A 12,815-nucleotide genomic window follows, 5' to 3' on the forward strand; every position below is an offset into this window, starting at 1 on the left:
CCTAGAATAACTTCAATATGTACGGTATAAAAATAATCATACCAATAAGCAGGCTCATCATGGATGCAATTAATACCGCAAGACTTGCTGTGTCTTTTGCGTACTTCGCTAACGGGTGATACTCATCTGTTACGAGATCTACAACATATTCAACAGACGTATTGATCACTTCCATAAAGAGAACTGCACTTATTGCAATAATGATAAACAACCATTCCGTTCTCGTGATATTAAATAATACACTAATAATGATTACGAATAAAGCAGCAATTAAATGCAGGATAAAATTTTTATCCTTTTGTAATAATATAACAAGTCCTGCAATTGGATGTTTAAATCGTTTGATCATACATCTCTTCGTAATCCGAATGCATTTAATATTTCATCCTGACGCCCAAACATACGTGTTTCATCTGCTTCATTCATATGATCATATCCTAGAAGATGTAGTAAACCATGCAACGATAAGAAACCTAGCTCACGCTCAAAAGAATGACCATACTCTTCAGCCTGTTCCAAAGCTCTTTTTACACAGATAATGATGTCTCCCAGCACACGTGGTGCATCAGGCATTTCAAAGTCATCCTCGCCTTCTTCAAGGGCAAAACTGATGACGTCTGTTACTGCATCCTTATTGCGGTATGCTTTATTAATTGCCTGAATTTCATTTTCGTCTACAAATGACACTGCAACTTCAGCCTCTTCATTAATTCCTTCCTGCTCGGCAGCAAAAATGAGCAAACGCTCAATTTCTGGTAAGTGCTTTGCATCAATTTGTGCATTATCATCAATAAAATCTACTGTTAACATTTAAACGTCTCCTTCGTATGCATTGATTATCTTTCCAACGAGCGGGTGTCTCACAACATCAGCACCATCAAAATAATGGATTTCTATCCCTTTTACACCGTTTAAGCGGTGAACCGCTTCAATCAGACCACTCTTAACACCTTTAGGTAGGTCAATTTGTGTTTCATCACCCGTAATGACCATCTTAGAGCCAAACCCTAGTCGTGTTAAGAACATCTTCATTTGAGCATGTGTCGTATTCTGTGCCTCATCCAATATAACGAAGGCATCTTCTAATGTACGGCCACGCATATATGCAAGCGGTGCAATTTCAATCACCCCACGTTCAATGAGTCGAGCTGTATGCTCTGCACCGAGTACAAAATGCAAGCCATCATATAACGGACGTAAGTATGGATCTACCTTCTCTTTCAAGTCTCCGGGTAAGAATCCAAGGGACTCACCCGCTTCAACAGCTGGACGTGTTAATACGATACGCTTCACCTTTCCGCTACGTAAACTCTGGGCGGCCATTACAACTGCTAGAAATGTCTTCCCTGTCCCAGCAGGTCCAATACCAATCACGAGATCATTCTTCTTTATCTGATGGGCATATAATCGTTGACCCATCGTCTTTGCACGGATAGACTTTCCAGTAGCGTCTTTTGTTATTTCTTCATCGTACAGATCACTTAAATAATGAATCGTGCCTTTCTCAGACATCTGAACAGCAGACTGTACATCACGTAACGTAATATTCGTACCTTTTTGAATAATCTTAAGCAAACTTCTGATAACGACCTCAGCCTTCGAAATCGCATCAGCTTGACCATGTATCGTAAGTTCCTGACCACGCGTATGCAATTCCACACCATAAAATTCCTCAAGATAATTTAAATGTTCGTCGTTATTGCCAAGCATTGCCTGGGCTTCATTTATATTGTCAAAGCGAATGATATCAGACATTCAAAAACTCCTTTATTTATCGTTACCTTAACTTTATCAGTTTGGGAAATAACACACAATTATTTTATATCAGCGACTCTATCAAGCATTGAATCGGCTAAACTGAAGTTCTGAATGCGAATATCCGGATTAACCTTCTTCAAGTGCGCAATAAATTCTAAGGTTAACTTAGGTTTCACAACAACCTTCTGCTCTTTACCATAAATTTCTACCAGCACATTATCTCGTACTTTCATACAATTTAACAATTCAATATCATGAATATTAATCGCTTTACGCTCAAAACCTTTCGTAATATTAAGCGCATTTCCCTCTATATCATAAAATTCATTTAACAGCGTATAGATAAGGAGACTCCCAAGTACAAAAGAAGCGACACCACTCGTCAATGGATTTAAATAGAATGCAATGGAAACGAGTGTAACAATAATGACGAGTAGCGACTTCTGAAATGAATTGACGATACTTTTATATCTCATGCCATCACCTCTTACCTCTATTTTATCAAATTTTATTCATGATACGTTAATAGTTTCTCTATAAACTAATAAATTATCATCATTAAAATTAAAAAACCTTAAGTGACTGAAACAATCACTTAAGGTTAACCATTATTGCATTGATTTCGGCTTGCCGAGCACTTCGCTCATAATAATACCATTTAATACTGCAGCTTTGTCAAACGTCAAATCGTCTACTGCAACTTCAATGTCCTGTGCCATCACTAAACTTTGAATGCGATTCTGTTTTTGGCGTGGTGTGAGATTCTGATCATTTTCAATTTTGTAGATTTGTTCAGCCAACGTGAAAGTTTGGGTTACAACTGTCTTACTCTGTCTTGAAAGACTTGCTTGTTCTGCCTTTGCTTTCACATTCTCTCTTATATTGCTTTGATGCTGCACAACTTTCTTCGGCTTCACTTGACCAACTGTCTGCCCACGCGCTTGAGTAGTGGCATTACGAGTCGACTTATCATTCATACCTTGATTTATCGTTGCCTCGATTTGCTGTAACTGTTTCTGAAATTCTGATCGCAAACCTTTTGATGTTCCAGCCTTTTTACCAGGAGCGGTCTTTTTCTTATCATTATCTAACAAAGAAGACACACCGCTAATTACCGCAATCAATATAAATATTATCGTACCTACACTCATGTAATCACCCTTTATTTTTTAGGCGTATCATCATTCTTATCTGTCATCTTGTTAATCGCGTTGCGCATACCTGTATCTGATTCGATATTCTTTAAGTTATAGTATTCTTTAACACCGATATTACCAGACTTTAATGCTTCAGCCATTGCAAGCGGCACTTCTGCTTCCGCTTCCACAACTTTCGCACGCATCTCTTGAACACGCGCTTTCATCTCTTGCTCCTGCGCAACCGCCATCGCACGTCGTTCTTCAGCTTTCGCCTGTGCGATATTCTTATCTGCCATCGCTTGCTCTGTCTGAAGATCTGCACCAATATTCTTACCGATATCTACATCAGCAATATCAATCGACAGAATCTCAAACGCTGTTCCAGAGTCTAGACCTTTTCCTAATACTGTCTGAGAAATCATATCCGGGTTCTCTAATACAGATGTGTGGGAACGACTTGAACCGATTGTCGAAACGATACCTTCTCCGACACGGGCTACAATCGTCTCTTCACCTGCACCACCAACAAGGCGCTCGATGTTTGCACGCACTGTAATACGCGCTTTCGCCTTAACTTCAATACCATTCATCGCAACGCCGGCGATAAATGGCGTTTCTATAACTTTCGGGTTAACTGACATCTGTACCGCCTCTAGCACGTCACGTCCTGCCAAATCAATCGCAGCACCACGCTCGAAAGGTAAGTTAATGTCTGCACGTTGTGCTGCAATAATTGCATCTACGACGCGGTCAACGTTCCCACCTGCTAAATAATGCGACTCTAACTGGTTCGTCGTCAATGATAAACCTGCTTTATGCGCCTTAATCAATGGATCAATAACGCGACGTGGCGATACACGACGTAAACGCATACCAACAAGTGTACCAATGCCGACTTTAACACCTGCAGCTAACGCCGAAATCCATAACCCTACTGGTACAAACGAGAATAATATCATCAAGAAGACGATAACGATAAATGTAATTATTCCAATACCTATTAAACCTGACATTCATTCCACTCCTTTATTTATAATGTTTTTACTACAACACGCGTACCTTCAACCTCGGTTATCTTCACCGAAGTATCTTTTTTGATAAATGCACCTTCACTCACGGCGTCAATACGCTTATCATTATGCACGATAATACCAGAAGGTCTTAAGTCAGTTAGACAAACAGCTACCTGCCCTACTAAATATGACCTGTCATCATGAGATGTGTAGCCTGCCTCCTTATTCGTTGAGTCATGTAACACGACTTGCTGAAGCAGAGGAACTCTCTTCTTGAAAAACTTCACTATGATCACCCATTCTATAAGTGCGACGATTAAACAGATCGATACGAATAAAGTCATCATCGTCATGTTGTCTCCAATAAGCAGAAAACTGATGATAATGCATATAATACCGATAATTCCAATAATAGCACCGATAATAAACAACTCTAAAATGACAAGAAGTATACCACCGATAAACAAAATAATCGCCAGTGCTTCCATATCACCGTTATAGATGTTCATGACAAAAAATAATAAACTCGCAATTGCGCATATTATTCCAGCACTGCTGATTCTCGGAGTATAAAGCTGCCATATGCATGACACTGTCATAACAATCATTAACATAAGCAGGATGATATCCTGTAATTGTAAATCCAACTGAACACCTCCTTATTTTCATTATACAGAAAATTCACTCACAATATATGTATAAACATAAAATTTATGAAAAATTCACAAATAACAGTTACAAAAAAAGAAGCCTGGATAATCCAGACTTCTACATCTATTAATAACATTTGAGGGAGCAAATATTATTTGACTTTACGTTTACGCGCTGCTTCTGATTTCTTTTTGCGTTTTACACTTGGTTTTTCGTAGAATTCACGTTTACGTACTTCTTGAATTGTACCATTTTTAGAAACAGTACGCTTGAAACGACGTAAAGCATCTTCAATTGATTCGTTTTTACGAACTACAGTTTTAGACATATAATTTCCCTCCCTCCAAATATCAACGGAACATTTTAAACATAGATATAAGTAAAATATTCTATGTACTAAAACATTATAATACAACAGTTACACGAGGTCAATAACGAATTTGAAGGTTATTGAACTTGCATCTCTGACTTCTTATAAGTATTTGGTATGACCGTTACGAACGTTCCTTCATTTATTGGATAGCCGCTCTTGTCAATCTTCACCTTAACAAGCTCACCGATTAAATGCTCATCTGCTTCAAACTGTACCTTAAGGTAATTATCCGTGTAACCAACAAGCATATTACCATTACTAGCCTTCTCTTCTGGAATCACTTCCAGCACTTCACCTTCAAAACGACCTGCATATTCTTTTGCAAGCTGATCGCTTAATGTAATTAAACGATGTACGCGGTCATTCTTCACAGATTCATCAATTTGATCCGTCATTCTTGCAGCAGGCGTACCCGTACGCATTGAATACGGGAAGACATGTAGTTCACTGAAACCATGCTTTAAAATAAAGTCATATGTCTCCTGGAACTCTGCTTCAGTCTCACCAGGGAAACCGACAATAACATCACTCGTAACAGCAAGACCTGGCATAATGGCATGCAGCTTCTTCAGACGCTCTGAGAAATGTGACATCGTATATTTACGACGCATACGCTTTAATACCGTATCACTACCGGACTGAAGCGGAATGTGTAGGTGACGCACAACTTTATTGCTCTTGTCAATTACATCAATCACTTCATCCGTTAGCTGACTCGCCTCGATAGAAGAAATACGAATACGCTTCAAACCATCAATCGTCTCTAGATCACGGAGTAATTGTGCCAAATTATAATCCTTTAAATCTTCACCATAACCACCCGTATGAATCCCTGTTAATACAATCTCCTGATAACCAGACTGTACAAGCTGCGTTGCCTGACGGACAACCTCTTTAGGATCACGAGAACGCATTAAACCACGCGCCCAAGGAATAATACAGAACGTACAGAAGTTATTACACCCTTCCTGAATCTTAAGTGACGCACGCGTACGGTCCGTAAAGTAAGGTACATCTAACTCCTCATATGTACGATTCTTCATAATATTCGTCACACCATTAATCGGTTGACGTTCCGCGCGATACTGTTCGATATAAGGAAGCATCTTATGACGATCCTGTGTACCGACAACAATATCTACACCGGCAATATCCATAATTTCTGCAGATGACGTCTGTGCGTAACACCCCGTAACACAAATGACCGCATCAGGATTGCGACGAACCGCACGACGGATCACCTGACGACTCTTCTTATCACCCGTGTTCGTTACTGTACACGTATTAATAACATAGACATCTGCACTTTGTTCAAAATCAACGCGCTCATAATCAGCATCTTTAAATAACTGCCAAATCGCTTCTGTTTCATAATGGTTTACTTTACAACCCAACGTATGAAATGCAACTGTTGACATATGTTCACCTCATTTATAATTCTTTGCATTATATAAAAATACCATGAATATCAATAACTTTCAATGTCATTGCATGGAATGTTATTGATATACAATAAAAGACACTGAAAGTTCAGTGTCTAATTCAACTCAAAATGAAAGCTCATTGCTGACAATGCATATAACGGCGCGGTCTCAGCTCTTAATATACGTGGTCCGAGTCCAATAACCATACTTCCAAACTGAGCCACTTCCGCTTCACTCAGTCCACCTTCCGGACCGAATATCACGCACACTTTATCACCATGCTGCACATTTTGTAACGCTTCAGTAAAGCTTTTCATCTCACCTGACTTCGCTGTTTCTTCATATGCAATCAGCACATGATCAAAGTCTTTCAGCTTTTGTCCTAATGCTTTCCCGCTCGCGACAAACTCAATAGACGGGACAATTTGTCTGTAACTCTGCTCAGCCGCTTCCTTAACAATCTTCGTAAAACGCTCTAACTTCTTCTGGAACTTCTTTTCGTCCACTTTTACGATCGTTCTTTCACTAACAAACGGCATAAACGACGCAGCTCCAAGTTCTGTCGCCTTCTGTATCATCCATTCATACTTATCATTTTTAAGCAACCCGCTGGCAATCGTCACAGACACAGGCATCTCTGTCTGAATATCAATGTGCTCAATCGGTTTCACTGTAATCTCAGCCTGAATATCGGTAATTTCACAGATCATCGTTGCATTCGTAAAGTTAACGATCACCTTATCTCCCGTTTGCTGTCTCATAACGTTTTTAATATGATGGACGTCGTCCTTACTACTGATCCGATATTTTTCGTTTATAACACTTTTTATACCAAGAAAATAACGCTGCATACTATGCCTCTTTTCTTGCTGCAATGGCAACCCATCCGCTATCGTGCATCACTTCAACAATCGTATAACCGACGCGTTTTAAGTGGTCGATGATCATCTCTTCTTTCTCGTCAATGATGCCTGACGTTATAAGCAGACCATTATCATTTAATAATGCATAACTATCATCAATCATCATATCCACGATATGAGCTAATATATTAGCAAATATTACATCGCGTTTCTCTGTCTCACCTTTAAGGAGATTCCCTGGTTCTGCTTGTATCGCGTCAAGACAGTCATTCTTCTCGAAATTGTCTTCTGCTACTTTCACAGCAACAGAATCTAAATCGAGTGCTTTAATTGGCTTTGCTCCAAGTTTATGTGCAGCGATACTTAGTATGCCAGACCCAGTCCCTACGTCAACTATAGACTGATCACTTTCTACATACTTCTCAATTAACTTGAGACACATCGAAGTCGTCGCATGATCACCAGTACCAAATGCCATACCAGGATCTAGGTGTATCGCATGCTCACCGTCCTGTAAACCGTCATAGCTTTCCCAGCTCGGTACGATAACGAACTTGTCTGAAACTTTAAAGGCATGGAAATGATTTTTCCATTCATTAGCCCAGTCTTCTTCCTGCACGGTATGTGTACTGAATTCCAGACGAGTGACGTCGACATCATTTAATGCGTCTACTTTTTCTTTAATTTGCTCGATAACAGACGCATCATAATCTAGTTCACTAAAGTAAACTTTAACGCGTACATCCTCTTCTGGAAAATCATCCGGATTTAATTCATAAATTTCCCCGAATGTTTCAATACGACCTTTCTGAAGTTCAAGACTATCTTCAATCACTACACCATTCGCACCGACTTCATTCAGGATCTCTGCAATAAATGGCTCAAGTTCATGATTGATCATCATCGTTATCTCTACATAGTTCATCTTTATTCTCCTTTAAAGAAGCGTTTCGTTTTATCAAAGAAATTTGAAGGCTGTTCTGTAATATCATGTCCGTCGATCTCTGCGAATTCTCTTAATAACTCTGCCTGTCTGTTCGTCATCTTAACAGGCGTCATCACTTTAACCGTTACATATTCATCACCGCGACCATAGCCGTGTACGTTCTGAACACCTTTTTCCTTTAATCGGAAACGTTTGCCCGTTTGTGTTCCTGCTGGAATTGTTAGTTTCACTTTACCTTCTAACGTTGGCACTTCGACTTCATCACCAAGCGCTGCTTGAGCGATTGAGAGTTCAAGTGTATAGAATATATCCTCACCGGAGCGATCAAAGTAAGCATGGTCCTGTACGTTAAATACAACATATAAATCTCCAGCCGGTCCACCATTTATACCTGGTTCACCTTGACCTGATAGTCGAATTTGCTGACCTGTATCGACACCTGCTGGTACTTTCACACTAATCTTAACTGTCTTAATCTTTCTGCCAGTACCACCACAATCTGAACATTTCTCTTCAAACTCTTTACCAGTACCACCACAATCTGGACAAGTACGTTCACTTCTCACGCGACCAAATGGTGTGTTCTGTTCAACATGCACATTTCCACGTCCACCACAAGTAGCGCATGTCTTAATATTTGTTCCTGGTTTCGCACCACTGCCATCACACGTATCACATTCGACTTCCTTCTTCACTGAAATTTCTTTCTCAGCACCAAATACAGCCTCTTCAAACGTTACATTCATCTGATACTGCAAATCATTCCCTTGTCGCGGTGCATTCGGGTCACGACGTGCGCCGCCACCGAAGAATGAACTGAAGATATCTTCGAATCCACCGAAACCACCAAAGTCCTGGCCACTAAATCCTGCACTTTGGCCCATACCTGCATGACCGAACTGATCATACTGTGCTTTTTTCTGATCATCACTTAACACTTCGTATGCCTCAGCAATTTCTTTGAATTTATCTTCAGCATCCGCTTCTTTATTAATGTCCGGATGGTATTTCTTTGATAGTTTCTTATATGCTCTTTTTATCTCTTCTTTAGAAGCACCTTTAGATAATCCAAGGACTTCGTAGTAATCCCTTTTCGCCACGTTTCATTCTCCCTTTCTTATTTCTTTATTACTATATCAGTGTATCGCATGTTTTAAAAGAAAAAGTCAAAGCCAATAAATTGACTTTGACTTTAAAAGAGTACTTATTTATTATCGTCGTCTTTCACTTCAGTAAAATCAGCATCTACAACATCGTCATCTTTAGATTCAGCACTTTGTGCTCCTTCGCCTTGCTGTTGTGCCATTTGCTCATAAAGTTTCATAGATAAGCCTTGAACAATTTCGTTTAGTGTGTCTTTTTTCGTTTTAATTTCTTCAAGGTCATTACCTTCTAACGCTTTTTTAAGGTCTTCTTTTGCTGCTTCTGCTTTTTCTTTTTCAGCAGCATCTACTTTATCTTCTAAATCTTTGATTGCTTTATCCGTTGCAAATACAAGTTGATCTGCTTCGTTACGTAAATCTACTTCTTCACGACGCTTCTTATCTGCTTCAGCATTTGCTTCTGCATCTTTAACCATACGATCGATTTCTTCGTCACTTAATGAAGATGAAGACTGGATTGTAATCTTCTGTTCTTTTTGCGTACCTAGATCTTTCGCTGTAACGTTTACGATACCATTCTTATCGATATCAAACGTCACTTCGATTTGAGGCATACCACGTGGTGCTGGTGGAATGTCAGTTAACTGGAAGCGGCCTAACGTTTTGTTATCTGCTGCCATTTGACGCTCACCTTGTAATACGTGAATGTCTACTGCTGGCTGATTATCCGCTGCAGTTGAGAACACTTGTGATTTAGATGTTGGAATTGTAGTATTACGTTCGATTAACACTGTAGACACACCACCCATTGTTTCGATACCTAATGATAATGGTGTTACGTCTAATAATACAACATCTTTTACATCACCAGTGATAACGCCACCTTGAATTGCAGCACCCATCGCTACAACCTCGTCTGGGTTAACACCTTTGTTTGGTTCTTTACCTAATTCTTTCTTGATTGCTTCTTGTACTGCTGGAATACGAGTTGAACCACCAACAAGAATTACTTCATCGATATCTGCATTTGATAATCCAGCATCTTTCATCGCTTGACGTGTAGGACCCATCGTACGTTCTACTAATGTATGAGATAGTTCTTCAAACTTCGCACGTGATAACGTCACTTCTAAGTGAAGTGGTCCTGCCTCACCTGCAGAGATGAATGGTAATGAAATTTGTGTTGAAGATACACCTGACAAGTCTTTTTTCGCTTTTTCAGCAGCATCTTTTAAACGTTGCATTGCCATTTTATCCTGAGATAAATCTAAGCCATTTTCTTTTTTGAATTCTTCTACTAAGTAGTCGATGATTACTTGGTCAAAGTCATCTCCACCTAATTTGTTGTCACCTGAAGTAGACAATACTTCAAATACACCATCACCAAGTTCAAGGATAGATACGTCAAACGTACCGCCACCTAAGTCGAATACTAATACTTTTTGTTCTTTATCGGTTTTATCTAAGCCATAAGCAAGCGCTGCAGCAGTTGGTTCGTTAATAATACGCTCAACTTCTAATCCTGCAATTTTACCAGCATCTTTAGTTGCCTGACGTTCTGCATCGTTGAAATATGCAGGTACTGTAATAACTGCTTTCGTTACTTTTTCACCTAAGTAGCTTTCGGCTGTTGCTTTTAAGTTTTGTAGGATCATTGCTGAAAGTTCTTGTGGTGAGTATTCTTTACCTTCGATGTTTACTTTGTAGTCTGTACCCATATGACGTTTAATCGAAATGATTGTATTAGGGTTAGTGATTGCTTGACGCTTCGCCACTTCTCCGACTTGTGTTTCACCATTTTTGAATGCTACAACTGAAGGTGTTGTACGGTTACCTTCTGGGTTTGCGATTACTTTTGGCTCTCCACCTTCTAATACAGATACACATGAATTTGTAGTTCCTAAGTCAATACCAATTACTTTACTCATTGTATAATTCCTCCATTAATTTAAAATTTATGAAATGTTATAAAACTAAAAATTATTCGTTTACTTTAACCATTGACGGTCTTAGTACACGTTCTTTTAATTTATAGCCCTTCTGTAGTTCTTCAAGTACGATACCTGAATCTTTACGCTCATCACTTTCTTGCATCACTGCTTGATGAAGATTTGGATCGAATGGCTGGTCAAGTGCTTCTATGACTTCTAATCCATTCTCTTTAAGTGAATGTAACAGACTTTCATAAACCATCTCTACACCCTTGTGAAGTGATTTAAACTCATCTGTTTCACCTTGCTGCGCTAATGCACGTTCAATATTATCAATTGCTGGTAATATATCACGTAACACACTCTGCGCACGATATGTTCTTTCGGTATCTAATTCCTGACGCGTGCGTTTCTTATAGTTTTCAAACTCTGCATACAGTCTTAAATACTTCTCTTCTGACTGCTCAAGCTTTGCTTCAAGTTCAGCTACCGGATCGGTACTTTCATCTTCAACAGGCGCCTCACTTACTACTGTTTCATCTGGAGTTTCAGTTGATGCAACATCTGTTTCATTGCTTTCAGTTTCATTCGTTTCTGTGATGCTTTCGTCTTTCATTACATCCTGCTTATTTTCTTCTGACAAATCTAGTCCTCCTTAAACATTCGATGTAAATTCGATAATTTATTAAATATATCACGGTAACTCATTTGAGTTGGTCCGATGATTGAAATGTTACCATTCATATTATGCATATGAATCGGTGTCGTTACAATCGATATCCCTTGTAAATTCTCACTAATCTCCTGACCTAATATTACTTCAATCTGATTCGACTGCTTTGATTCTATTAGATCTGGTAATGTATTAGAGTCGATAAGCTTCAACATTTCTCTAATCGCTTCTAGATTATCAGAGTCCATAATTTCGTATAAATACTCACGACCTTCAAAGAACACCGCGTTCGTATTCGTTGTCGCTTTCTTAATAATCTCTGATTTAATATGTGTTAAAGGAAGTTGCTTTATCGACGGATATCCTTCCTGATGTAAATTCGACTTATTAATTGATGCCAAATTCGCATTCAGAAAATTATTCATCTTCTCAATTTCAAGTCTCGTTAAACGTACCTGCCATGAAATTTGCTGATGTTCAACATTTCCGTTCTCATATACGATAATCAACACCAGCTTCGTCGGTGTTAAGTATGTTAAATGAATCTGGGAAATAGACTTCATATCGATTTGAGATGTTGTTGCAATAGACAAATGTCTTGTATCTCTTGCGATTAATTGTGCAAGTCTTCTGAAGTCAAGTGCATCACTGTTATTAATATCAAAGTTCGGTTCATAAGGAAATTCTTCCTGCAGCGATTCTACATAAAACTTGTAACCCGTTTCTGAAGGAACACGTCCTGAAGATGTGTGCATCTTCTCGATCAAACCAAAATCTTCTAGACGTTTCATCTCTGCACGTATGGTTGCAGGACTGACATTAAAGTGATGATCATCAATCAACTTCTTAGATCCTATAGGCGTTCCACTATCAACAAAATCCTCAACAATTACGTTCAACAAATGTAATTGTCTATCTGTTAGCATATTTCACCTCGTTAG

General features: G+C 39.0%; 15 protein-coding genes. All 15 read right to left on the reverse strand.

Annotated elements, in window-relative coordinates:
* Position 1: 1 nt before the first annotated feature.
* Positions 2-346 carry a diacylglycerol kinase family protein gene (locus QNJ52_RS03580; RefSeq protein WP_241427514.1) on the reverse strand — a complete coding sequence of 115 codons (345 nt, stop codon included), beginning with the start codon at positions 344-346 and terminating at the stop codon, positions 2-4.
* Positions 346-810: an rRNA maturation RNase YbeY gene (ybeY, locus tag QNJ52_RS03585; RefSeq protein ID WP_219492183.1), complete on the reverse strand. Its 465-nt coding sequence runs from the start codon at positions 808-810 to the stop codon at positions 346-348. Before ybeY ends, QNJ52_RS03580 begins: the two co-directional genes overlap by 1 nt.
* Entirely contained in the window at positions 811-1,755 is a 945-nt protein-coding gene (locus tag QNJ52_RS03590) for a PhoH family protein (protein WP_219492186.1), read from the reverse strand.
* Between the two features lie 59 nt (positions 1,756-1,814).
* A complete protein-coding gene (locus tag QNJ52_RS03595) occupies positions 1,815-2,234 on the reverse strand; it encodes a PH domain-containing protein (protein WP_283721894.1) in 420 nt (139 codons plus the stop codon).
* Positions 2,235-2,366: 132 nt separating this feature from the next.
* Positions 2,367-2,909: a hypothetical protein gene (locus tag QNJ52_RS03600; RefSeq protein ID WP_283721895.1), complete on the reverse strand. Its 543-nt coding sequence runs from the start codon at positions 2,907-2,909 to the stop codon at positions 2,367-2,369.
* Between the two features lie 11 nt (positions 2,910-2,920).
* Positions 2,921-3,910: a flotillin-like protein FloA gene (gene floA, locus QNJ52_RS03605; RefSeq protein WP_219492193.1), complete on the reverse strand. Its 990-nt coding sequence runs from the start codon at positions 3,908-3,910 to the stop codon at positions 2,921-2,923.
* A 17-nt stretch (positions 3,911-3,927) separates the two neighbouring features.
* The gene (locus QNJ52_RS03610; RefSeq protein ID WP_219492196.1) at positions 3,928-4,557 is read right to left on the reverse strand and encodes an NfeD family protein; all 630 of its coding nucleotides are present in this window, start codon (positions 4,555-4,557) and stop codon (positions 3,928-3,930) included.
* A gap of 155 nt (positions 4,558-4,712) precedes the next feature.
* Positions 4,713-4,889, reverse strand: coding sequence for a 30S ribosomal protein S21 (rpsU, locus tag QNJ52_RS03615; RefSeq protein ID WP_219492197.1), 177 nt, complete (start codon positions 4,887-4,889; stop codon positions 4,713-4,715).
* Positions 4,890-5,008: 119 nt separating this feature from the next.
* Positions 5,009-6,352: a tRNA (N(6)-L-threonylcarbamoyladenosine(37)-C(2))-methylthiotransferase MtaB gene (gene mtaB / locus QNJ52_RS03620; RefSeq protein ID WP_283721896.1), complete on the reverse strand. Its 1,344-nt coding sequence runs from the start codon at positions 6,350-6,352 to the stop codon at positions 5,009-5,011.
* Positions 6,353-6,471: 119 nt separating this feature from the next.
* The gene (locus QNJ52_RS03625) at positions 6,472-7,209 is read right to left on the reverse strand and encodes a 16S rRNA (uracil(1498)-N(3))-methyltransferase (RefSeq protein WP_283721897.1); all 738 of its coding nucleotides are present in this window, start codon (positions 7,207-7,209) and stop codon (positions 6,472-6,474) included.
* A gap of 1 nt (position 7,210) precedes the next feature.
* Entirely contained in the window at positions 7,211-8,146 is a 936-nt protein-coding gene (prmA, locus tag QNJ52_RS03630; RefSeq protein WP_283721898.1) for a 50S ribosomal protein L11 methyltransferase, read from the reverse strand.
* 2 nt (positions 8,147-8,148) lie between these two features.
* Positions 8,149-9,267 (reverse strand): molecular chaperone DnaJ, encoded by a 1,119-nt coding sequence (gene dnaJ, locus QNJ52_RS03635; RefSeq protein WP_283721899.1) that lies wholly within the window; start codon positions 9,265-9,267, stop codon positions 8,149-8,151.
* 104 nt (positions 9,268-9,371) lie between these two features.
* Positions 9,372-11,198: a molecular chaperone DnaK gene (gene dnaK / locus QNJ52_RS03640; protein ID WP_219492209.1), complete on the reverse strand. Its 1,827-nt coding sequence runs from the start codon at positions 11,196-11,198 to the stop codon at positions 9,372-9,374.
* Between the two features lie 52 nt (positions 11,199-11,250).
* Positions 11,251-11,844, reverse strand: a complete 594-nt coding sequence (grpE, locus tag QNJ52_RS03645; RefSeq protein ID WP_283721900.1) for a nucleotide exchange factor GrpE — start codon at positions 11,842-11,844, stop codon at positions 11,251-11,253.
* A gap of 2 nt (positions 11,845-11,846) precedes the next feature.
* Positions 11,847-12,800, reverse strand: a complete 954-nt coding sequence (gene hrcA / locus QNJ52_RS03650; protein WP_283721901.1) for a heat-inducible transcriptional repressor HrcA — start codon at positions 12,798-12,800, stop codon at positions 11,847-11,849.
* Between the last annotated feature and the right edge of the window lie 15 nt (positions 12,801-12,815).

Source organism: Macrococcus sp. S115, from assembly GCF_030067655.1.
In the GTDB taxonomy this organism is placed as follows: Bacteria; Bacillota; Bacilli; order Staphylococcales; family Staphylococcaceae; genus Macrococcoides; species Macrococcoides psychrotolerans.